This is a genomic window from Aureimonas flava (assembly GCF_003583935.1).
Taxonomy (GTDB): domain Bacteria; phylum Pseudomonadota; class Alphaproteobacteria; order Rhizobiales; family Rhizobiaceae; genus Aureimonas; species Aureimonas flava.
Genome location: NZ_QYRN01000010.1, coordinates 90,102 through 112,793, shown reverse-complemented (window position 1 = coordinate 112,793; position 22,692 = coordinate 90,102). Strand labels below are relative to the sequence as shown.

The window sequence follows — 22,692 nt, the reverse complement described above, 5'->3', positions numbered from 1 at the left end:
ATGGCAGGTGGACATGGGCCTCCACCGAAGGGCCGACGGCATCCGCCGACCCCCCGAATTGTAGCGTATGCGCTACGGTAAGAGCGAAGTGGCAAAACTGTCAATTGCCCAGTTTTCTTTGCAATGCAGCATTTTTCGGCGGTCTAGACGCTAAACTTTATGCAGCCTGCCTCTAATTTACGCTTGCTTTTATAGTGTAGGCGCTTGATTGTCTGGGTAAGGGTCTCGGCGTCTCTGCGCGCCGGACGTAGAAGAAGGTGCCATTCCATGTCAGTTTCGCGCATCGCCATCGTTGGAGCAGGTCTGGGCGGCGCCGCCGCCGGAGCCCTTCTCCAGCGCGCGGGCTTTACCGTCGACATCTTCGAGCAGGCGCCGGCCTTCTCCCGCATCGGTGCGGGAATCCACATGGGCCCGAACATCCTCAAGATCTTCCGGCGCCTCGGCATCGAGGACGCTCTGCTGGCGATGAGTTCGCATCCCGACTTCTGGATGAGCCGCGACGGCGCGAGCGGCGACTACCTGGCGCGCATCCCGCTCGGCGACTTCGCCGTGAAGGAGTACGGCGCCGCCTACGTCACCGTGCACCGCGGCGACCTCCACGCCCTCCAGATCGCCGCGCTCCAGCCGGGCACCCTGCATTTCGACAAATGCCTGACCGGCATCGAGGACGACGGGTCCGGCGTCGACCTGCGCTTCGCCGACGGAACCCATGCGCGCGCCGATATCGTAATCGGCGCCGACGGCATCAATTCCCGCATCCGCGAGGCGCTCCTCGGCGAGGAGAAGCCGAACTACAGCGGCTGGGTCGGCCATCGCGCCCTGATCGACGCCGAGAAGCTGGCACGCACCGGGTTCGAGTTCGAGCCGTGCGTGAAGTGGTGGAGCGCCGATCGCCACCTGATGGCCTACCATACGACCGGCGAGCGGAACGAATACTACTACGTCACCGGCGTGCCCCACCCGGCCTGGGACTTCGACGGGTCCTCCGTCCCCTCCAGCGCCGACGAGATGCGCGAGGCGTTCGATGGCTACCACCCGATCGTGCAGGCGCTGGTCGACTGCACCGTCGAGGTGTCCAAGTGGCCGCTGCTCAACCGCAGCCCGCTGCCGCTGTGGAGCCGCGGCCGCATGGTGCTGCTGGGCGACGCCTGCCATCCGATGAAGCCGCATATGGCGCAGGGCGCGGGCATGGCCATCGAGGACGCGGCGATGCTGACGCGCTGCCTCCAGGAGACCGGCCTCGGCGACACCGAGACCGCCTTCCGCCTCTACGAGGTCAACCGGCGCGCGCGCGCCTCGCGCGTCCAGGCGGTGTCCAACGCCAACACCTGGCTGCGCACGCAGGAGGATCCGGCCTGGGTGTTCGGCTACGACATCTTCGAGGTCCCGCTGCGGGACGAGGTGGCGGCATGAGCCCGGCTCCGGTCTCCGGCGGCAACGTCCAGGCCAACCGCATCCGGCAGCATTACGTGCGCCACCGCGGTCCCGGTGCGCCCCTGGTCCTCGTGCCGGGCATCACCAGCCCCGCGGTGACCTGGACCTTCGTCGCAGAGCGTCTCGCGCAGGTCTTCGACGTCTTCGTGCTCGACGTGCGCGGCCGCGGCCTCTCCTCCACCGGGCCCGACCTCGACTACGGTCTCGACGCGATGGCCGACGATCTGACCGGCTTCGTCGCCGCGAAGGGCCTCTCGGGCGTCACCGTGCTCGGCCATTCCATGGGCGCGCGGATCGCGGTGCGCGCGGCGACGCGCGACGCGTCGGGCCTCGGGCGCCTCGTGCTGGTCGATCCGCCGGTCTCCGGGCCGGGGCGGCGCGCCTACCCGTCCAAGCTTCCCTGGTATGTCGATTCGATCCGTCAGGCGGAAGCCGGCATGGACGCCGAGGCCATGCGCGCCTTCTGCCCGACCTGGACGCCCGAGCAGCTCGCGCTGCGCGCCGAATGGCTGCACACCTGCTACGAGCCGGCCATCGTCACCGCCTTCGAGGGCTTCCACACCGACGACATCCACGCCGACCTGCCCGCGCTCGCGCTTCCGACCGGGCTGATGGTGGCGGGACGCGGCGGCGTGATCGAGCCGGCCGACGAGGCGGAGATCCTCTCCCTCAATCCCGCGATCCGCATCGCCCATGTTCCCGCAGCCGGGCACATGATCCCCTGGGACGACTTCGACGGCTTCTTCGAGGCTCTCGACACGATCCTGGGCACCTCCTTCGCAAAGGCCGCAGCATGACCGCCAGGACCTATCGCATCGGTCAGATCGTGCCGAGTTCCAACATCACGATGGAGACCGAGATCCCGGCGATGCTGGCGGCGCGCCAGCTGATCCGGCCCGAGCGCTTCACGTTCCATTCCGCGCGCATGCGCATGAAGCACGTGACCAAGGACGAGCTGGCCGCGATGGACGCCCAGTCCGACCGCTGCGCGCTGGAGCTTTCCGACGCCCGCGTCGACGTCCTCGGCTACGCCTGCCTCGTCGCCATCATGTCGATGGGCCACGGCTACCATCGCGAGAGCCAGAAGCGCCTGGCGGCGGTGACCGCCGAGAACGGCGCCCCCGCCCCGGTGGTCACCAGCGCCGGCGCGCTGGTGGAGGCGCTCGGCATCATGAAGGCCAAGCGCATCGCCGTGGTGGCTCCCTACATGAAGCCGCTCACGCGGATGGTGATCGACTACATGGAGGCCGAGGGCGTCGAGGTCGTCTCGCACGCGGCGCTGGAGATCTCCGACAACCTGAAGGTCGCCGCGCACGATCCGGCGAACCTGCCGGGCATCGTCGCGGGGCTCGACACGACGGGCGTCGACGCGATCGTGCTGTCGGCCTGCGTGCAGATGCCCTCGCTCGCCAGCGTGTCCAAGGTCGAGGCGCTCACCGGCAAGCCGGTGGTGACCGCCGCGATCGCCACCACCTACCAGATGCTGAAGGCGCTGGAGCTCGAACCCGTGGTTCCGGGCGCCGGTGCGCTCCTCTCCGGCGCGTACTGAGGAGGGCGAGGCCATGGAGCAGAGCGCCAGCGACAACTACCGGGGCGTCTGGGGCAATCGCATCGGCTTCGGCGCCAGCCCCGCCCTTCTCGTGATCGACTTCATGAAAGCCTACACGACGCCCGGCGCCCCGCTCTTCGCCCCCGGCGTGGTGGCGGCCGTCGCCCGCACGCCGGCCCTCCTCGCGGCCGCCCGCACGGCGGGCGTGCCGGTGATCCACACCAACATCCTGTACCACGCGCCGGGCTGCGCCGACGGCGGCGTCTGGGTGCGCAAGGCGCCGGTGATGCGGGACATGGTGGCCGGCAATCCGCTCGCCGAGTTCTGCGAGGGCGTCGGGCCGCTGGACGGGGAGCCGGTGGTGACCAAGCAGTATGCCAGCGCCTTCTTCGCCACGAGCCTGGCGCCGATGCTGCACGCCCAGGGCGTCGACACGGTGATCCTGGCCGGTTGCTCCACCTCCGGCTGCATCCGGGCCAGCGCGGTGGACGCGGTGCAGCACGGGTTCCGCACGATCGTGGTGCGCGACTGCGTGGGCGACCGGCACGAGGGCCCGCACGAGGCCAACCTGTTCGACATCGATTCCAAGTACGGAGACGTGGTCTCGCTGGACGAGGCCGTCTCCCACCTGACGCGCGCTCCCGCCTGAGGGAGCGTCGCCCCCACCCGCCCGCCGCGGCCGCCGGCGCCCCACGCATCCAAGGAGACCGAGAATGGATCAATCCAGCTTCACCGAGATCTGCCTTCACCAGCTCAAGATGTCGGGCGTGCACGAGGGCGAGAAGCTCGTCGTGCTGACGCAAGGGTCGGACCGGCTCGACTATGCCGACGCCTTCATGGCCGCTGGCCAGCGCCTGGGCGCGCGGATGTACCACATGCGCCTGCCGGCCCCGCTGCCGACCGGCGGCTGGAACGTCGGCGTCACCGGGCTCGCCGCCCTGCCCGACGCCGTGAAGGCGCTGAAGAACTGCGACATGCTGATCGACTGCGTGTTCCTCCTGTTCTCGCCCGAGCAGTTCGCGATCCAGGCGGCGGGCACCCGCATCCTGACGGCGGTGGAGCCGCCCGAACTCCTCGCCCGCATGCTGCCGAGCGCGGAGCTGCGCGAAAAGGTCCAGATCGGCGCCGACTACCTCGCCCGGGCCAAGGTGATGCGCATCACCTCGCCGCACGGCACGGACGTGACCTACAAGCTCAACACCTATCCCACGGTCGCCGAATACGCCTGCACGGACGAGCCGGGCCGCTGGGACCACTGGCCGTCCGGCTTCGTGTTCACCGGCGGCGACGACGATGGCGTCGACGGACAGATCGTGGTGGCGCCGGGCGACATCCTCCTGCCGCACAACATGTACGTGCGCGATCCGATCACCTACACGATCGAGAAGGGCTGGGTGGTGGACATCCGCGGCGGTCTCGACGCCGAACTGGTGAAGTCCTACATGGCCGGCTTCCGCGATCCGCGCGGCATGGGCATGAGCCATATCGGCTGGGGCATGAACCCCAACGCCAAGTGGCACGGCATGATCCCCGGCGAGTTTCCCGGCGGCATGGGCATGGAGCCGCGCTCCTTCTACGGCAACGTCATGTTCTCGACCGGGCCCAACAACGAGCTCGGCGGGCCCAACGACACCGCCTGCCATCTCGACATCCCGATGCGCGGCTGCTCCCTCTTCCTGGACGACGAAGCCATCGTCGTCGACGGCGATCTCGTCGTGAAGGAGATGCGGTTCGGCGACCGCTGAGGGCCGGCGTCCCGGCGCCGGGACCCGCGCTCCCCCGACATAATCCGACCGGCCGGCGCCCCGTGCGCCGGCCGGAAGGGCCGGGCCTTGCCCGAACGCAGCGAACATCACGGATCGCCGCCGCGGCGGTGCCGTGACCCCATCCATCGGCACCGAAAGGGTCAGGTCGTGACAGCAGCCATATCGGTAGAGCAGGGCATACAGGCGGCGGGGGTCGGACGATTCCAGCACCGCCTCTTCGTGATCTTCGGGCTGGTCTGGGCCGCCGACGCCATGCAGGTGCTGGCGATCGGCTTCACCGCACCCTCGATCGCCAAGAGTTTCGGCATCACCGTGCCGCAGGCGCTCCAGACCGGAACGCTGTTCTTCGTCGGCATGCTGATCGGCGCCTTCGCGTTCGGCCGGCTGGCCGACCGGATCGGCCGGCGCCCGGTTCTGGTGATCGCCATCATCATCGACGCCATCTTCGGCATCGCCTCCGCCTTCGCGCCCGACCTGACCTGGCTCCTGGCGCTGCGCTTTCTCACCGGCATCGGCGTCGGCGGCACGCTTCCGGTGGACTACACGATGATGGCCGAGTTCCTGCCGGCGAACCGTCGCGGCCGGTGGCTGGTGCTCCTGGAATCCTTCTGGGCCATCGGCACGATCCTGCTCGCCGTGATCGCGCTCTACGCCGGCACGCAGGGCGGCGAGGCCTGGCGCACGATCTTCTTCTGCACCGGCCTGCCGGCGATCATCGGCCTGGTGCTGCGCTTCTACGTTCCCGAGTCGCCCCTCTACCTCAACAAGACCGGACGTTCGGACGAGGCGCGCAAGGTTCTTCAGCGCATGGCCAAGGCCAACGGCTCGACCGAGGTGATCGGCGAGCTCCGGCCCGAGGCGATGGAGCGCAAGTCCATCTTCGCGCTGTTCTCGCCCCTCCTGCGCCGCCGCTCCGTCTTCCTCCTGGCGACGTGGGTCCTGGTCTCGATCTGCTACTACGGGATCTTCGTCTACCTGCCCGTGCGCCTGTCGGGCGAAGGCTTCGGCTTCATGCGCGGCCAGATGTTCCTGGTTCTCATCGCGCTGGTCCAGCTTCCGGGCTTCGCCCTGGCCGCCTACGGCGTCGAGAAGTGGGGCCGCAAGCCGACGCTGATGGCCTTCCTGTTCCTCAGCGCGATCGGCTGCCTGCTCTACAGCCTCGGACAGACGAACCTGATCGTGATCGGGTCGACGCTGCTGATGAGCTTCTCGCTCCTCGGCACCTGGGGAGCGCTCTACGCCTTCACGCCCGAGATCTACCCGACCGGCCTGCGCGCGAGCGGCATGGGCCTGGCGGGCGCGATGGCCCGGGTCGGCGGCCTCCTCGCCCCCTCGATCATCGCCCCCTTGATGGCCGCGAGCTTCACCTCGGCCCTGGCGACGATCTCCGGCCTCCTGGTGCTCGCCGCCCTCAGCGTCTGGCTGATCGACGTCGAATCGCGCAACCTCGTGCTCGAATAGGCGAGCGCGCACCGATCCGGCCGGCTCCCCGCCGGCCGGATCGCGATACCAGGGCCCCCCACCGGGGTCCGGTGCCGACAGGGCCGACCGGCCGCGGCACCTTCGGGCGCCCCCGCCCGGCGCATCGCGGCCCCGGGGAGCCGCCGCGACCTCGAGGATCCGCGGGCTCCGCGACACGCCTCTTCGCCGCCGCACCCGGCCGATGCTTTTGCAGCGCAGCAAAGCTCCGCGCTTCTCCGCCCCTTTACATCGTTGACAGAATATCGACGCTCGCATAGCCTCCGATGAAACGTTTTATTGTTTCACGGACCCGGTTTTGCGCCGGGCCGTCGGGCGGGAGGGTGCGCATGTCTCGGCAGCAGACGCCGTCCATCCGCATGGTGGCCGAGCGGGCCGGCGTGTCGATCGCCACCGTGTCCAACGTCATCAACGGCAAGGCGAGCGTCTCGCCCGACTTCGCGCTTCGCGTCCGCGCCGCGATCCAGGAACTGGGCTACGTCACCGACATCGCAGCCTCGCGCCTGCGCTCGGGCAAGGCGGCGCTGGCGGCCGTGGTGGTGCCGGACCTCACCAACCCGATGTTCGCGGCCTTCGTCTCGACGCTGGAGCACGAGGCCCGCGTGGGCGGGTTCGACCTCGTGGTGGTGTCCGCCCGCAACGACCCGGACGAGGAGGCCGACCGCCTCGCCAGCATCCGGGCCTGGCGGCCCGCGGGCCTCATCGTGATCCCCTGCGACGGGGCGCTGGCGACGCGCCTTCCCGCCGGGCTCGCCATCCCCGCCGTGGTGGCCGACCGCATTCCCGACCACGGCGGCTTCGACCTCGTGGCCGTCGACAACGGGCCGGCGTCGGGCGCCGTGGCGCGCCACCTCTTGGAGGCCGGGATGGCGAGCTGCCTCGTGGTCGGCACCAGCCTTTCGATCAGCAACGTGCGCGAGCGCTGGGACGGGTTCGCCGCCGCGGCCGGCGCGATCGACGCCGAGATGCTGGACGTCGGCTTCGAGCGCAGGGCGGCCGAGAACCGCCTGCGCGCCCGGCTGGAGCGGGGGCGGCCGGACGCTTTGTTCGCGCTGGACCACATGACCGCGCTTCTGGCCTACGAGCTCGTCGCGCGGATGGGACTGTCGATCCCCGCCGACCTCGCCTTCGCCTCGTTCGACGAGATGGAGTGGATGCGGCTCGTGTCGCCCGGCATCACCGCCGTGCGCCAGCCGGTGGAGGACATGGCCGTGGCCGCCTGGGCGCTGCTTCGCGGCCGCATGGAGGGTCGGGAGGCCCCCGAGGAAACAAGGCGCCTCGAATGCGCCGTCTCGATCCGCGGCTCCACGCTGCGGGTCCCGCACCGGAGAACCGTCCGGGCGGGCTAGGCATGACAAGGGAGGATGAAACGATGCTGATGTCGCGTCGCCGCGCTCTCGCGGCCATGGGAGGTGCGCTGGCCCTCTCGCTCGCCGGCCCGGCCGCCCTGGCGCAGAGCGCCGAGCCGCAGGCCGGAATCGTCGTGAAGATCGGGGGCATTCCCTGGTTCAACGCGATGGAGGAGGGAATCAAGAAGGGCGCCGAGGAATACAAGGTCAACGCCTGGATGGTCGGCCCGACCCAGGCCGACGCGGCCCAGCAGGTCCGCGCCATCGAGGACCTGATCGCCCGCAAGGTCGACGTGATCGGCATCGTGCCCAACGATTCCGCCGCGCTGGAGCCGGTTCTCGGGCGCGCCCGCGCCGCCGGCATCAAGGTGCTGGCGCACGAGGGGCCCGACCAGCGGGAGAAGGACTGGGACTTCGAGCTGACCACGACCGAGGCCTACGGTCAGGCCCATATGGACCTGCTCGCCAAGGAGATGGGCGAGGAGGGCAAGTACATCGTCTATGTCGGCTCGCTCACCGTGCCGCTGCACAACGCCTGGGCCGACGCCGCCATCGCCTACCAGAAGGAGAAGTATCCCAAGATGCAGATGGTGGGCGACCGCTTCGGCGTCGCCGAGAGCCTCGACGAGAGCCTCAAGACCACCCAGGACCAGCTCCGCGCCAACCCCGACCTCAAGGGCATCCTGACCTTCGGCAGCCAGGGCCCGATCGGCGCCGCCCGCGTGCTGGACGATCGGGGCAAGGCCAAGAGCGTCGCGCTGGTCGGCGGCTTCTCGCCCGGCCAGGGCGCCAGGTACGTCAAGTCGGGCGTGATCCGGGGCGGCTACATCTGGAACCCGCTGACGGCGGGCGAGGTCTTCGCCCAGCTCTCCTCCATGCTCGCAGCCGGCCAGGAGCCGACCGACAACATGGAGCTCGTCGGCGTCGGCCCGGTGCGCGTCTACCCCGACAAGCGGCTGATCCAGGCGCAGAAGCTGGAATCGCTCGACCGGGACAACATCGATCGCCTCGTCGATCTCGGTCTCTGACGACGGCGCGCCGGCGGCCGCGACCGGCCGCCGGCATTCTGATCCGGGCGACGGGAGGCGGCCGATGACGATGGAAGTTCCCTTTCTCAGGCTCGTCGGCCTGTCCAAGCATTTCGGCGGGGTGCGGGCGCTGGAGGGCATCGACTGGGACGTGCGCGCCGGCGAGGTCCATTGCCTCGTGGGCGAGAACGGCTGCGGCAAGTCCACGCTGATCAAGACCGTGGCCGGCGTCCACCCGCCGACCGAGGGCACGATCGAGATCGGCGGCGAGAGCGTCGTGCCGCTCTCGCCGGCCCGTGCCAAGGCGCTCGGCATCCAGGTCATCTTCCAGGACCTGTCGCTGTTTCCCAACCTGTCGGTGGCCGAGAACATCGCGGTGGAGTGCCATCTCGAGAGCGCGCTGAAGCCGGTGCGCCGCGCGCGCATGCGCCGCATCGCGCAGGACGTCCTGAGGCGCCTCGACTTCGATCTCGACCCGTCCGCGCTCGTGTCCGACCTGCCGGTCGCCGAGCGGCAGATCGTGGCGATCGCACGCGGGCTGGCGGCCGAGGCGCGCCTGATCTTCATGGACGAGCCGACCGCCTCGCTGACGCGCGCCGAGGTGAACCGCCTGCTGGCCATCGTGGCGCGGCTCAAGGCCGACGGCATCGCCGTGGTCTTCGTCTCGCACCGGCTGGAGGAGGTGGTGGAGATCGCCGAGCGCGTCACGGTCCTGCGCGACGGGCGCAAGGTCGGCACCTGGCCGGTCGGCGAGGTCGACCAGCGCCGCATCGCCCATCTGATGACCGGCCTCGACATCGACCACGGCGTCGCGGCGCGCGACATGGGCGCGGCCGAGCCGCTCCTGGTGGTGGACCGCCTGTCGCGGCGCGGCGAGTTCGCCGACGTGAGCTTCACCCTGCGCCGGGGCGAGGTGCTCGGCCTCGTCGGCCTGCTCGGCGCCGGGCGCACCGAGCTCGCCCTGACGCTGTTCGGCATGAACCGGGCGGAAGGCGGCACGATCCGGCTCGCTGGCGAGCCCCTGGTCCTGCGCTCCAACCGCGACGCGATGCACGCCGGCATCGCCTATGTCTCGGAGGACCGCCTGTCGCTCGGCGTGATCCTGCCCCAGTCGATCGAGGACAATATCGGCCTCGCGGTGATGAAGGGCCTGGCGGGCCGTTCCGGCTTCATCGCGCGCCGCCGCCGCAGCGAGCTCGCGCGCGACTGGGTGCGCCGCCTCGCCATCAAGGTGCCGGGCATCGACCGGGCGGTGCAGACCCTGTCGGGCGGCAACCAGCAGCGCGTGGTGCTGGCGAAGTGGCTGGCGACGCGCCCGAGCGTCCTGATCCTCGATTCGCCGACCGTGGGCGTCGACATCAAGAACAAGCAAGGGATCTACGAGATCGTCGCCGAGCTGGCGCGCGAGGGCGTCGGGGTCATCGTCATTTCCGACGAGGTCGGCGAGGCCTTCGCCACGTGCGACCGCGTCCTGCACATGCGGGCCGGGCGGATCGTGGGCGAGTGCGTTCCCGGCCGCATCACCGAACGCGAACTGGAGGAACGCATCTATGCCTGACGCCGCGCAAGCATCCTCGCCCTCCGCCGCCGCCGCGCTGGCCCGTCTCCGGCGCCGCCCCGAAGCCTGGCTCTTCGGCGTGATCGTGCTCGCGGTCGCGGTCTTCGGCGCGGCCGCGCCGGGCTTCCTGACCCTGCCCAACGCGATCGACCTCCTGGAGACCTATTCGGTGCAGGCCATCATGGCGATGGGCCTGTTCGTGGTGCTGGTGTCCGGCGGCATCGACATCTCCTTCGCCGCCACGGCCTCCGTCTCGCAGTATGTGGCCGCGCTCCTGGCGGCGCGGCTCGGCCTGCCCGCCCCGCTCGTCGTGGCGCTGGGCCTCTCGGTCGGCACGGCGCTCGGCTGCCTCAACGCCGCGCTGATCCATTTCGTGCGCATTCCCTCCATCATCGCGACCATCGCCATGATGAGCGTCACCTTCTCGCTCCTGATGTACTTCTCGGGCGGGCGCTCGATCTACGACCTGCCGGACTGGTGGACGACGCGCGTCACCTTCTACGAGACCGAGACGGCGAGCGGCGACCTCGTGCGCGTCACCCTGCCGATCGTCGCGATGATCGCCGTCAGCCTGGGCACCTGGGCGCTGATGACGCGCAGCTCGGTCGGCCGCCAGCTCTATGCGATGGGCGGCAACGCGGAAGCCGCGCGGCGCATCGGCATGCGGATCGGCCGGCTCCAGTTCGTGGCCTACGGCTTCCTCGGGCTGCTGGCCGCCTTGGCGGGCCTCCTCCAGGCGCACCGGGTCGGCGAGAGCGTGCCGAACGCCATGGTCAACACCGAGCTCGCCGTCCTGTCGGCAGCGGTGCTGGGCGGCGCCAGCCTGACGGGCGGCATCGGCACGGTGCCGGGCGTGCTGCTCGGCATCGTGCTCCTGGCCATCCTCCAGAACGGCCTCAACCTCCTGGGCGTCTCCTCCTACTTCTTCCAGATCGTGATCGGCCTCACCATCCTGGCCTCCACCTCGCTCACCGTCCTGTCGTCGCGGCGCGGCCGGCGCCATCGAACCCTCGGCGAGGCCGCCCATGCCTGAGAACCGCACCTCCCACCCGCTGGCCGACGACGGCCCGCTGGCGGACATGATGGCCCGGCTGCGGGCCGCGATCCCCCATGCCCATCTCGGCCTGACCGGGCTCCTGGTCGCCCTGGTCGTCCTGTTCTCCCTGGCGGTTCCCGGCTTCGCCAGCGTCGGCACGCTGCGCTCCTTCATGTTCCAGCTCCCGCTCCTCGGGCTCCTGTCGCTGGCCATGGTCGTGCCGCTCGTCACCGGCGGGCTGAACCTCGCCATCATCGCCACCACCAACCAGTGCGCGCTGCTGATGGTGTTCGTGATGCAGACCGCGATCCCGGCGCAGGCGGGCACCGGGGCGGTCCTCGCCGGCGTCGCGCTGGCGCTCGCGGCGGGGCTGCTGCTGTGCCTGGCGATCGGGCTCCTGACCGGCGCCCTGGTCGCCTACACGGGCGTCCACCCGATCCTGGTGACGCTCGGCACCAAGTCGCTGATCGACGGCGTCAGCATCTACCTGACGCGCGGCATGGCCCTCTCGGGCGTGCCCGACCTCGTGTCGCGGATCGGCAATTCCAGCGTGCTCGGCATCCCCCTCGTGTTCCTCGTGATGGTGGCGGTCGCGATCCTGGTCGGCCTCGTCCTCAAGCGCACGGCCTTCGGCATCGCCTGCCACATGATCGGCTCCAACCTCGAGGCCGCGCGCTACTCGGCGATCGACACGAAGCGCGTCCTGGTCGGCGTCTACACCCTGTCCAGCCTCGTGTGCTTCATGGCCGCGCTGGTGATGCTGGTGATCTTCAATTCCGCCAGCGCCGACTACGCGCAGTCCTATCTCCTGGTCACCATCCTCGCCGCGGTGCTGGGCGGCGTCGATCCCTTCGGCGGCTTCGGCACGGTGGGCGGGCTGATGGTGGCGCTGGCCATCCTCCAGGTGATCTCGTCGGGCTTCAACCAGTTCGGCCTGTCGAACTACCTGACGCTCGCGATCTGGGGCGGCACCCTGATCGCGGTGGTGACGGCGCAGTCGATCCGCCCCCACCTGGCGCTGTTCGTCTCGATCCTGCGGCGCCGCGACGGGGGCGCGGCGTGAGCACGGTCGCCGTCTTCGACGTCGGCAAGACCAACGTCAAGCTCTTCGCCGCCACGGCGCAGGGCGCGATCCTCGAGGAACTGTCCGCGCCCAACCGGGTCGTGGACGGGCCGCCCTACCGCCACCACGACCTCGCCGCCCTGGAGGACTGGCTGCTCGCGGGCCTCGCCGAGCTGGGGCGGCGCCACGCGATCGAGGCGGTGGTCGCCTGCTCGCACGGATCGGGCGGGGTGCTGGTCGAGGCGGACGGCGCCGCCCTGCCGATGATCGACTACGAACAGGACCCGCCGTCCGGTCTTGCCGGCGACTACGCCGCGATGGCCGGCCCGTTCCGCGAGCGTGGCAGCGCGGTGATGCTCGGCTCCGCCCACCTGGCGCGGCAGATGCTCTGGCTGGAACGCGGCTGGCCCGAGGTGTTCGCGCGGGCCAAAGCCTTCCTGGCGCTGCCGCAGTACTGGGCCTTCCGCCTGAGCGGCGTCCTGGCGAGCGAGGTCACGAGCCTTGCCGCGCAGTCGCACCTCTGGTCGGGCGCCGACGCCCGCCCCGCCCGGCTCGTCGCCGAGCGCGGATGGGGCCGGCTCCTGCCGCCTCTGCGTCCCGCCTTCGAGACCCTCGGGCCGCTGCGGCCGGCGATCGCCCGGCGCTGCGGCCTGCGCCCGGACACGCGCGTCGTGTGCGGCATCCACGACTCCTCGGCCAACTTCTACCGCTACCAGGCGGCCGGGCTCCAGGACCTCACCGTGGTCTCGACGGGCACCTGGATCGTCGCCCTGACCGACCACGCGGGCGTCGATCTCGACCGGGAGACGCCCGGCCTCTCCTGCAACGCCGACGTCCGCGGCCGCCCGGTCCCCGGCATGCTGACGATGGGCGGGCGCGAATTCGCCTCGGTGGTCGGCGAGCACGCCGGGCCTGCGACGCGCGACGCCCTGCGGCGCATCGTCGGCAGCGGCACCATGGCCCTGCCCTCGTTCGGCGCGGACGACGGGCTGTTTCCCGGCACCGCGCGGCGCGGCCACGTTCGGGGCCCTCTGGCCGGCGATCCCTCGGTCCGCTTCACGCTCGGCCTCCTCTACGCCGCGATGCTCGCCAACCGCTGCCTGCGCGCCCTTCCGCCGTCCCGCACCGTGGTGCTCGACGGCGGACTGGTGCGCGATCCCCTGTTCGGCGCGATCCTGGCCGCGCTCAACCCCACAGCGCGCGTGCTCGTCAACCGCGACGCTCACGGCACGGCGACGGGGGCGGCCCTCATCGCCGGGCACGAAGCGCGACGGGGCCCCGCGCCGCTCGCGGTGGAAGCGCCGGACGTGTCGGGCCTGCCCGATCTTCCCTCCTACTGGTCGCGCTGGTGCGACCTCTCCCATCCCTGGAGCCATGCCTCATGACAGCCCACAACGACGACGCCCTTCGCCGGGACATGGTCGCCACCTGCCGCCGCATGAACGAGAGCGGCATCAACCAGGGGACCGCCGGCAACCTGTCGGTGCGCAACGCGGCCGGCTTCCTGGTCACCCCGACCTCGCTGCCCTACGAGCTGATGGAGCCGGGCGACCTCGTGCAGATGTTCTTCGACGGCAGCTACGAGGGCGCCCGCCGCCCCTCCTCGGAATGGCGGTTCCACCGCGACATCCTGGCCGCCCGGCCGGACGTCGACTGCGTGCTCCACTGCCATTCCGTCTACGCCACGACGCTGGCCGTGCATCACCACGAGATCCCGAGCTTCCACTACATGACGGCGATCGCCGGCGGCACCACCATCCGCTGCTCGCGCTATGCGACCTTCGGCACCCAGGCGCTGTCGGACGCCGCGCTGGAGGCGCTGGAGGACCGCATGGCCTGCCTCCTCGGCCAGCACGGCCAGATCGCCCTCGGCAAGACGCCTGCCGCGGCACTGGCGCTGGCGATCGAGGTCGAGACGCTGTCGCGCCTCTACGTCCAGGCCCGGGTCCTCGGCGAACCGCCGGTGCTGCCGGACGAGGAGATGGCGCGCGTGATGCAGCAGATGCGGAACATGAGCTACGGCCACGCGCCCGACCTCGACGGCGTCAACGACACGCCGAACGCCAAGCCGGGCGCGGACGAGGCGAGGCCCCGCGCCGACGCGTGAGGCCCGGCGCCGCCGGGAGGTCTCGGCCTTCCGGCGGCGTCAGTCGGCGCGGGACACGGCGGTCCGCCCCGACTTCGCGTCCTGCCGCTCCACCACCGCCGAGCGGATGCCGGACCGCGTGGCCAGCCGCGCCACGCGATCCTGGATCGCGCGGGGCGCGACGCGCACGAGCTGCAGCACGAGATCGACCTCGCCGTCCGGGCCGATCGTCTCGATCACGCGCTTGATCTGGCCGCCGCGCACCCGCAGGAGGTTCTTCACGTCGGCCGTCGACACGGCGCCGGGCTCGGCGCGGACGCGCACCACGAGGGCCTGGAGCCGCGTTCGGTAGATCTCCTCGAGCGGCTTGATGCCGGCCAGGATCACCAGGATGATCGCGGTCGCCGTCGCGGCCGCGAAATACAGTCCCCCGCCCGCGGCAAGGCCGAGCGCCGCGACCGCCCAGATGCTGGCGGCCGTGGTCAGCCCGCGCACCGCGTTGCCCTTGAGGAGGATCGCGCCCGCGCCGAGGAACCCGACGCCCGAGACGACCTGCGCGGCGATACGCGAGGGATCGAGCACCACGTGCTCCATCCGCGTCGCGTTCTGGAAGCCGTAGGCCGACACGATGGCGAACAGGCAGGCGCCGACGCAGACCAGCATGTGCGTGCGGATGCCCGCGTTCCAGAGCAACCGCTCGCGCTCCAGGCCGATCAGGCTGCCGAGCGCCGCCGCCGTCAGGAGCCGAAGCAGGACGTCGCCGTTCGAGATCATGGGCGGCCGTGGAGCGATGGGGCGCGCGGGGCGACGCCGGAGCGGCGTCCGGGCAAGGCGCGCTCCCGCCCGGTCAGGGAAACAGCCAATGGTCCTCCCATTCCCCGCGCGGCACGGGCTTGCGCGACACGATCTGGTACTCGACCGTCTCGACATGTAGCCGGTCGGGCGTGACCGAGCAGCGGAAGCGCAGCTTGAACCAGTTTCCACGGTCGCGGAACGCGGCACCGGCGGCGCGCACGGTGCGCCCGGCGACCTTGCCGCGCGAGAAGGCGTCCATGACGATCCGGTCGACGCGGCGGTACCGCGTCTCCTTGGAGATGCGGTCCTCCAGCTTCAGGAAGCAGACCTGGATCATCCGGTCGGTGGGCGTCAACTGCTTCATTTCCGCGATCTCGCGCGCCGACAGGGCGTGCGCCGGGGCGGCGATGGACAGGAGGAGGCTTGCGAGAAGGACGGTCGCCGGACGAAGGGTCCGGTTCCGCGGGGTCGGGCGACGGGTCATCGGACATCGATAAGCCTGCCGAACCATCTCTGGCAATCCCAACCGTCGTTCCGGGGGCCCTGTCTCATGCCCCGATCCGGGGCGCGATCGGCCGCCAGGAGGTGCGCGGAACGAGATCCGGCAGGGACGCCGTCCAGACGTGGCCCTGGAACGGCTGGTCCGACGCGCGGGCGATGTCCCGCCCCTGGAGGGCGCAAAGGAGAAGCGTGCCCACCGCGCCGTGCGAGACCACGGCCAGATCGCCGTCCCCGTGCTCCGCCGCGATCGCGCGCACGGCCCGGAGGATGCGGGCCTGGGCGTCGAGCGCCCGCTCCCATCCGCGGACGCTGGCGGCGGGTTGGGCGAAGAAGGCGTCCGCCATCGCCTCGAACTCCGCCGGCGCGAGGTAGCCCGTGGCGCTGCGGTCGTTCTCGCCGAGGTCGCGCGCGACGCGGCCCCCGAGACCGCGCGCACCCGCCAGGATTCCCGCCGCCTCGATCGCCTTGGTCTCGGTGCTCGCCCAGACGGCCCCGATCCGGGCGCAGCCGGGCGCATGCGCGAAGGCGCGCATCCGCTCGACACCGGGCGCGCTGAGGTGCCAGCGCTCCACCGGGATCTGCGGGTCCACCACCACCTCGGGATGGCTGACGAAGAGAAGCGAGGCCATCGCGCGATTTCGGCGGGGCGCGCCCGACCCGTCAAGTCGCCTCCGCCCCCGCGATCCGCAGAAGATCCGCCCTGGTGCCGGGCGAGCCGGCGAACACGGCCCCGCCGTCCATCAGGGCGCTCCAGCCCGACGGATCGACGATCCATCCGCCGGCCTCCTCCACCAGCACGAAGCCGGCGTAGCAATCCCAGGCGTTCATGTGCGGCTCCCAGTAGGCCGCCAGCCGGCCCGCCGCCACATAGGCCAGCATCAGGGCGCCCGAGCCGTTGCGGATGAACATGCCGCCCTCGTCCAGGAGCCGCTCGATCGCGCCGGAGACGACGCGGCTGGGAACGCGATGATTGGCGCCGAGGCCGAGGACGCCGGTCTGCAGCGTCGCCGTCTCGGCCACCCGGATCGGCCGCCCGTTCAGCGTCGCGCCCCCGCCGCGCCGGGCGGAATAGAGCTCGTCCGTGGTGGGCGCGTAGATCACGCCGGCCACGATCGTCTCGCCCCGCATCACAGCGATGGAGACGCACCAGGCGGGGATGCCGAACACGAAGGGGCTGGTCCCGTCGATCGGATCCATCACCCACCGGAAGCCCGACGTTCCGTCCTGGAGGCCGTATTCCTCGCCCAGGAGCCCGTCCTCGGGGAAACGCGCCGCGATCCGCTTCCGCAGCAGCGTCTCCACCTCCTTGTCGGCCACGGACACGACGTCCTGCCCGCTCGTCTTCCGGTCGACGGTCAGCCGGCTGCGGTCTCGGAAGTAGCCGAGCGCGACGCGCCCGCCTTCCCTGGCGATGGTCTCGGCCAGCGCCTGGCGCTCGGCGACGGCTTCGTCTTCATGCTGCAACGTGTCGGACATGGTCTCTCTCAGGCGGGGATCAGGGCAACGCCGCGCTCGTGCAGGCCGATGCCGATGGCGCTGGCGACGGGGCGGACGTTCTCGATGGCGGTGTCGACCACGAACAGGCGGCCGAGCGCCGTCTCGACCTCGTATTCGATGTGGTCGCCGAGATAGGCGGCGCTGGCCACGCGTCCGTCCAGGCGGTCGGGCGCCGGGTCGCCGAGGGTGATCGCGTTCGGGCGGATCGCGAGCTGGGCGGCGCCCTCGCGCGCGGCGCCCGCTCGGATCGGGTGGCGCAGCCCGCCCAGCCGCGCCTCCAGCCCGCCGTCCTGCGCGCGCGCCACGTCGCAGGGCACGACGTTGGCCTCGCCGATGAAGTCGGCGATGAAGGACGAGGCGGGCGCTTCGTAGAGCTCGCGCGGGGTGCCGGCCTGCGCGATCTCGCCGCTGCGCATGACCACGATCCGGTCGGACACGGCCAGCGCCTCCTCCTGGTCGTGGGTCACGTAGACGGCGGTGAAGCCGAGGCGCTGCTGCAGCTCGCGGATCTCGGTGCGCACATGGCGGCGCAACCGGGCGTCGAGGTTGGACAGCGGCTCGTCGAGAAGCAGGACCTGCGGCTCCAGCACCAGCGCGCGCGCCACGGCGACGCGTTGCTGCTGGCCGCCCGACAGTTCGCTCGGCAGGCGCTCGGCGAAGCCCTCCAGGCCGACGAGGGCGAGGCCCTCCCTGGCGCGATCGAGCGCCTGGCGCCGGGAGCTGCCGCCCGAGCGCAGACCGTAGGCCACGTTCTCGCCGACGCTCATGTGCGGGAAGAGCGCGTAGGACTGGAACACCATCGAGACGTCACGCTCGTTGGCCGGCAGGTTGGTGACGTCCCGGCCGCCGATCAGGATGCGCCCGGCGCTCGGCTGCTCGAGGCCCGCCAGCATGCGCAAGGTCGTGGTCTTGCCGCAGCCGGAGGGGCCGAGCAGCGTCACCAGCGTGCCCGGCTCGATGTCGAAGCTCAGCGAGCGGATGGCGACGACGGACCCGAACCGCTTCTCGACGGCGTCGAAGCGGACGGACCCTTTGAGCGCGTCGGGGCTGGTCATGCGGGCGTCTCCCGGGAAAGCGTGGCGGCTGCGGCGGGCGCGGCGGCGGCCGGCGCGGCGTTGCGGGTCTCCCGGCGCAGGGTCCGTTGCCCGACCAGGAGCTGGAAGATCGCGATCACGCAGACCATGACCACGATCAGCATGGTGGAATAGGCGATGGCCACGCCGTATTCGCCGTTCTCGGTCAGGCCGACGATGTAGGAGGTCGCCATATTGTACTGGGCGCTGACCAGGAAGATCACGGCGCTGATCGAGGTGATCGAGCGCACGAAGGAATAGACCAGCGCCGCCACGATCGCCGGCTTCAGCAGCGGCAGCACCACGCGTCGGAGCGTCGTGAAGGAGTTGGCGCCCAGCGTCAGCGAGGCCTCGTCGAGGCTCCGGTCGAGCTGGCTCATGGCCGCGATGCCGCCGCGCACGCCGACCGGCATGTTGCGGAACACGAAGCAGACCACGAGGATCAGCGCCGTCCCGGTCATCTCGATCGGCGGCAGGTTGAAGGCGAGCACGTAGGAGACGCCGATCACCGTGCCGGGGATGGCGAAGGACAGCATCAGCACGAATTCCAGCATCTCGCGCCCGGCGAAGCGCTGGCGCACCAGGAGGTAGGCCGACAGGAGGCCGACCAGGGCCGTGAGGGGCGCGGCGAGGAGGGCGATCTCCATCGTGGTCCAGAACGAGTCCCACGCGACGCCCGTCCAGCGCAGGCCCGCATCGCCCGCCGATACCGAGAAGGCCTTGGCGTAGTGCTCCAGCGTCACCGTGTTGTCGAGGCCGAGCGTGCGCACGAAGCTGCCGGCGACGATCATCGCGTAGACGACCAGCGTGAAGGCCACCCAGATCGAGACCACGCCCACCACCGCGGCGCGCAGCTTCGGGTCGAGCGCCGCATGGCGGCCCGCGTCGCCCTTGCCGGTGACGGTCGTGTAGCTGCGCCCGCGCAGCCACACGCGCTGCAGGAAGAAGGCCGACAGGGTGAAGGCGAGGAGGACGAGGGCAAGCACCGCGGCGCGGGCGGGATCGTTCTGCGCCCCCACCACCGCGAAGAAGATCTCGGTGGACAGGACCCCGTGGCTGCCGCCCAGCACCAGCGGGTTGCCGAAATCGGCCATGCTCTCGATGAAGCCGACCAGGAAGGCGTTGGCGAGACCGGGGCGCATCAGGGGAAAGGTCACGGTCCAGAAGGTGCGCCAGCGGTTGGCGCGCATCGTCTGCGCCGCCTCCTCCATCGCCGGGCTGATGCCCTCCATCACGCCGATCAGCACCATGAAGGCGATCGGGGTGAAGCTCAGCATCTGGGCGATCCAGATGCCGGGCAGGCCGTAGAGCCAGCGCCCGCCGTCGAGACCCGTGAGCGCCAGGATCCCTTGCGTGACGACGCCCGAGCGCCCGAACAGGAGGATCAGCGCGAGGCCGATCACGAAGGGTGGGGTGATGATCGGCAGGATGGTCAGAAGACGCAGCAGCCGCTTGAAGGGAAAGGCGGTGCGGGTGGCGACCAGCGCGAAGGCGAGGCCGAGGATCGTGGTGCCGAGACCGGTGCAGATCGCCAGCGTCGCGGTGCGCCAGGCCAGCCCGCAATGCCCCCCGCCGGCGAGGCAGGCGAGCGACCAGATCGAGGGATCCTGGATGTTGGCGAGGAAGCTCGTCGCGTCGAACGAGCCGTCGAAGGCCTGGAACGCACCGGCGAAGAGGCTGGCCAGAGGGTAGAGGACGAAGGCTGCGACCAGCGCCACGACGAGCGCGATGGCCGACAGCACGAAGGCGTCGCCGCGCAGCCGCCCGCGCTCCGCCAGTCCGAACGAGAGGAACAGGAGGAACGCCAGCGCCAGCGCCAAGGCGCCGACGCCGAAGGGCGGCTGGCCGTCGTCCAAAGGACCGAACAGCGTTTCCCAGCCGCTCCAGTTCCAGCCGCCGTAGCCGATCGCCAGGCCCTCGGCGATCAGGAACGCCAGCCCGATGCCGCCGATGGCCGCCAGCCGCCGCCCGCGCCGCTCGCCCGGCGGCGTGAAGCGCAAGGCGGCCGCCGCGGCCACGGCCGCGCCGAGCGGCACCAGCCAGAGGGCGGAGCGCAGGCCGATCTGCAGGAGGCCGGGCGCCGCGTCGGGCGAGAGCGGCCAGGCCCGCACCCAGCCGAGGCCCCAGACGCCGCCCTCCAGCCCGTACCAGGGCAGGAGCGCGAAGGCGACGACGGCGAGAGCCAAGGCGCCGTCGAGCCAGCGAACGCGCGAATCCATCGGCGGGTCCTTCCAAGCGTTGGGATCGGCGGGCAACCGGACGATGCCCGCCGGGGCCGGATCAGTTGGCGGCGGCGCCGATCTCGCGGTCCCAGCGCTCCAGAAGCGCCTTGCGGGTCTCGGCATTGCCGAACTTGGCGAAGTCGTAGTCGATCAGCTTGATGTCGCCGAGCTTGGGCGCCTCGGGCGGCACGTCGGCGTCCTTGTTGGAGGGCAACTGGAAGGAATCGGCCTCCACGGCCTTGGACTGCACCTCGGCGGTCAGCGCCCAGTCGTAGAAGATCTTGGCGTTCTCGAGATTGCGGGCGCCCTTGACGATCGACATGGAGCCGACCTCGAAGCCGGTTCCCTCGCAGGGGGCCACCGTCGCGACAGGGAAGCCCTGCACGGTCATCGCCACCGCGTCGTGCATGAACACGATGCCGATGCCGGTTTCGCCGCGCGCCGCCGCCTTCACCGGCGCGGAGCCGGACTTGGTGTACTGGGTGACGTTGGCGTTCAGCGACTTGAGGTAGTCGAAGGCCTCGTCCTCGCCCATGAGCTGCACCAGCGTGGCGAGTGCGGTGTAGGCGGTGCCCGAGGAGTTGGGATTGGCGATCTGGATCTCGCCCTTGTACTTGGCGTCCGTGAGATCCTTCCAGCAGGCGGGCGCCGCGAGCCCCTTCTTCTCCATGATCTGGGTGTTGTAGCCCCAGCCGAGCGCGCCGGAATAGACGCCCACCGTGCGGTAGCCGGACACTTCCGCCTGCTTCTGGGCCCAGGGCTGGAGCTGGTCCAGCATGGGCGACTTGTATTCCAGCGTCAGCTTGTCCTCGGCCGCCTGGAGATGCGGATCGCCCGTGCCGGCCCACCAGATGTCGGTCTTGGGATTGCGGGCCTCGGCGCGCAGCCGCGCATAGGCCTCGCCCGAGCTCATGCGCACCATGTTGACGTCGATGTCGTGGTCCCGCTCGAACAGGCGCTCCATCAGTTCGCACCACTTCACGTCGGCGGCGCAGACGAGGTTCAGCTTGCCGGCGGCCCGGGCGGGCAGTGCCGCGACCAGGGCGCCGAACAGAACGGTGGTGACAAGAAGTTTGGTGCGCATGGTCGAGCCTCCCAGCATCGTTGTTGTTTTGCACTCGTGTGCAAGCTCAACCTCCGGTACGCAATTGTCAACTCTCCCGCACAGTGTCATTTTGCACCCGGCAACCGATGCACGCCCATGCAAGGACGATCGTGACCCTCACCAGAACGACGCGCGGCCCGACGGCGGGGCCTGCCTTCGCCAGCGCGCAGGAGGTGGCGCGGCTGGCGGGGGTCTCGCGGTCCGCCGTGTCGCGGGCCTTCACGCCGGGCGCCAGCATCTCGCCGGACACGCGGGCCAAGGTCGAGGCGGCCGCGGCCGAGCTCGGCTACCACGTGAACCACCTGGCGCGCGGGCTCATGCGCCAGCGCACCGGGATCGTCTGCCTGATCGTGGCCGACATCCACACGCCCTACCTGTCGCGGCTCCTGGACTGCCTGTCGCGGTCGCTGCAGGAGGCGGGCAAGGTGGTCATGGTGCTGAACGCGGGACGCGCGTCCGGCAACGTGGAAGGGGCGCTGCGCCAGACGCTCAACTACCGCGCCGACGCGACCGTGGTCCTGTCGGGCACCCCCTATCGCTCGATCGCCCAGAGCTGCCTCGACAGCGGCCAACGCCTGGTGCTGCTCAACCGCGACGACCACCTGCCGGGCACCGCCAACCTCTCGGTCGACCACGCCCGCGCCGCCCGGACGGCCGCGACCCTCCTGCTGCGCGCCGGCTATCGACGCCTCGCCCTCGTATCGTCGGCCGCGGGAACGCCGAGCCTGACGGCGCGCCGGGACAGCTTCCTCGCCGCCGCCGGGCAGGCGGGCGCGCGGGTCGTGGTCTGGGAGGGCGGCGCCACGGCCTACGAGAGCGGTCTCGAAGGCGGAACGGCGCTTCTGGCCTCGGACGATCCGCCCGACGCCGTCTTCGCCGTGACCGACCTCTTGGCCTGCGGCGTCCTGGACGCCGCGCGCCACCGCTTCCGCCGGCGGGTGCCGGCGGAGATCGGGGTGATCGGGTTCGACGATATCGAACAGGCCGGATGGGCGTCCTACGACCTGACGACCTTCGCGCAGCCGGTGCGCGACATCGCCGACTGGACGGTTCGGCTCGTCGCGGACGGCGAGGTCGAGGAACCGGGAACCCGGGTCTTCGAGGCGCCGCTCGTGTGGCGGTCCTCGGTCGCGAGAGGCGCCTGAGCGGGA

Annotated in this window: 21 protein-coding genes; 14 read left to right on the top strand and 7 right to left on the bottom strand. The window is 70.8% G+C overall.

Features of this window, described 5'->3' with window-relative positions; genetic code table 11:
* Positions 1-267: 267 nt before the first annotated feature.
* The 13 genes from D3218_RS17315 (at position 268) to D3218_RS17255 (ending at position 14,369) form a co-directional block, all read left to right on the top strand.
* A complete protein-coding gene (locus D3218_RS17315; protein WP_119541327.1) occupies positions 268-1,413 on the top strand; it encodes an FAD-dependent monooxygenase in 1,146 nt (381 codons plus the stop codon).
* A complete protein-coding gene (locus D3218_RS17310; RefSeq protein WP_119541326.1) occupies positions 1,410-2,231 on the top strand; it encodes an alpha/beta fold hydrolase in 822 nt (273 codons plus the stop codon). The genes D3218_RS17315 and D3218_RS17310 overlap by 4 nt, the downstream gene beginning before the upstream one ends.
* Entirely contained in the window at positions 2,228-2,983 is a 756-nt protein-coding gene (locus tag D3218_RS17305) for a maleate cis-trans isomerase family protein (protein WP_280959980.1), read from the top strand. The genes D3218_RS17310 and D3218_RS17305 overlap by 4 nt, the downstream gene beginning before the upstream one ends.
* A gap of 13 nt (positions 2,984-2,996) precedes the next feature.
* Positions 2,997-3,632: an N-carbamoylsarcosine amidohydrolase gene (locus D3218_RS17300; protein WP_119541325.1), complete on the top strand. Its 636-nt coding sequence runs from the start codon at positions 2,997-2,999 to the stop codon at positions 3,630-3,632.
* A 64-nt stretch (positions 3,633-3,696) separates the two neighbouring features.
* On the top strand, positions 3,697-4,728 hold the full coding sequence (locus D3218_RS17295) for a 2,5-dihydroxypyridine 5,6-dioxygenase NicX family protein (RefSeq protein WP_119541324.1): 1,032 nt from the start codon (positions 3,697-3,699) through the stop codon (positions 4,726-4,728).
* Positions 4,729-4,896: 168 nt separating this feature from the next.
* Positions 4,897-6,210: an MFS transporter gene (locus D3218_RS17290; protein ID WP_119541323.1), complete on the top strand. Its 1,314-nt coding sequence runs from the start codon at positions 4,897-4,899 to the stop codon at positions 6,208-6,210.
* Positions 6,211-6,557: 347 nt separating this feature from the next.
* The gene (locus D3218_RS17285) at positions 6,558-7,577 is read left to right on the top strand and encodes a LacI family DNA-binding transcriptional regulator (protein WP_119541322.1); all 1,020 of its coding nucleotides are present in this window, start codon (positions 6,558-6,560) and stop codon (positions 7,575-7,577) included.
* A 23-nt stretch (positions 7,578-7,600) separates the two neighbouring features.
* Complete coding sequence (locus D3218_RS17280; protein ID WP_119541321.1) at positions 7,601-8,605, top strand: substrate-binding domain-containing protein; 1,005 nt, start codon at positions 7,601-7,603, stop codon at positions 8,603-8,605.
* Between the two features lie 64 nt (positions 8,606-8,669).
* Positions 8,670-10,163 (top strand): sugar ABC transporter ATP-binding protein, encoded by a 1,494-nt coding sequence (locus D3218_RS17275; protein ID WP_119541320.1) that lies wholly within the window; start codon positions 8,670-8,672, stop codon positions 10,161-10,163.
* A complete protein-coding gene (locus D3218_RS17270; RefSeq protein WP_119541319.1) occupies positions 10,156-11,196 on the top strand; it encodes an ABC transporter permease in 1,041 nt (346 codons plus the stop codon). The genes D3218_RS17275 and D3218_RS17270 overlap by 8 nt, the downstream gene beginning before the upstream one ends.
* Positions 11,189-12,262 (top strand): ABC transporter permease, encoded by a 1,074-nt coding sequence (locus D3218_RS17265; protein WP_245415095.1) that lies wholly within the window; start codon positions 11,189-11,191, stop codon positions 12,260-12,262. The genes D3218_RS17270 and D3218_RS17265 overlap by 8 nt, the downstream gene beginning before the upstream one ends.
* Positions 12,259-13,647: an FGGY-family carbohydrate kinase gene (locus tag D3218_RS17260; protein ID WP_119541318.1), complete on the top strand. Its 1,389-nt coding sequence runs from the start codon at positions 12,259-12,261 to the stop codon at positions 13,645-13,647. The genes D3218_RS17265 and D3218_RS17260 overlap by 4 nt, the downstream gene beginning before the upstream one ends.
* A complete protein-coding gene (locus D3218_RS17255; protein WP_119541317.1) occupies positions 13,644-14,369 on the top strand; it encodes a class II aldolase/adducin family protein in 726 nt (241 codons plus the stop codon). Before D3218_RS17260 ends, D3218_RS17255 begins: the two co-directional genes overlap by 4 nt.
* A gap of 39 nt (positions 14,370-14,408) precedes the next feature.
* Here the strand turns inward: D3218_RS17255 and D3218_RS17250 are convergent, their stop codons facing one another.
* The 7 genes from D3218_RS17250 to D3218_RS17220 form a co-directional block, all read right to left on the bottom strand.
* A complete protein-coding gene (locus tag D3218_RS17250; protein ID WP_119541316.1) occupies positions 14,409-15,122 on the bottom strand; it encodes an MgtC/SapB family protein in 714 nt (237 codons plus the stop codon).
* Between the two features lie 73 nt (positions 15,123-15,195).
* Positions 15,196-15,627, bottom strand: a complete 432-nt coding sequence (locus tag D3218_RS17245) for a DUF930 domain-containing protein (RefSeq protein ID WP_168990582.1) — start codon at positions 15,625-15,627, stop codon at positions 15,196-15,198.
* Positions 15,628-15,691: 64 nt separating this feature from the next.
* Positions 15,692-16,273, bottom strand: coding sequence for a histidine phosphatase family protein (locus D3218_RS17240; RefSeq protein WP_119541314.1), 582 nt, complete (start codon positions 16,271-16,273; stop codon positions 15,692-15,694).
* Positions 16,274-16,304: 31 nt separating this feature from the next.
* The gene (locus tag D3218_RS17235; protein WP_119541313.1) at positions 16,305-17,120 is read right to left on the bottom strand and encodes an inositol monophosphatase family protein; all 816 of its coding nucleotides are present in this window, start codon (positions 17,118-17,120) and stop codon (positions 16,305-16,307) included.
* An 8-nt stretch (positions 17,121-17,128) separates the two neighbouring features.
* On the bottom strand, positions 17,129-18,196 hold the full coding sequence (locus D3218_RS17230; RefSeq protein ID WP_119541312.1) for an ABC transporter ATP-binding protein: 1,068 nt from the start codon (positions 18,194-18,196) through the stop codon (positions 17,129-17,131).
* Positions 18,193-20,433, bottom strand: coding sequence for an ABC transporter permease (locus D3218_RS17225; RefSeq protein ID WP_119541311.1), 2,241 nt, complete (start codon positions 20,431-20,433; stop codon positions 18,193-18,195). Before D3218_RS17225 ends, D3218_RS17230 begins: the two co-directional genes overlap by 4 nt.
* 61 nt (positions 20,434-20,494) lie before the next feature.
* The gene (locus tag D3218_RS17220) at positions 20,495-21,520 is read right to left on the bottom strand and encodes an ABC transporter substrate-binding protein (RefSeq protein WP_119541347.1); all 1,026 of its coding nucleotides are present in this window, start codon (positions 21,518-21,520) and stop codon (positions 20,495-20,497) included.
* A 131-nt stretch (positions 21,521-21,651) separates the two neighbouring features.
* On the opposite strand from D3218_RS17220, the gene D3218_RS17215 reads away from it, so the two are divergent.
* On the top strand, positions 21,652-22,686 hold the full coding sequence (locus tag D3218_RS17215; protein WP_245415094.1) for a LacI family DNA-binding transcriptional regulator: 1,035 nt from the start codon (positions 21,652-21,654) through the stop codon (positions 22,684-22,686).
* The last annotated feature ends 6 nt before the right edge of the window (positions 22,687-22,692 follow it).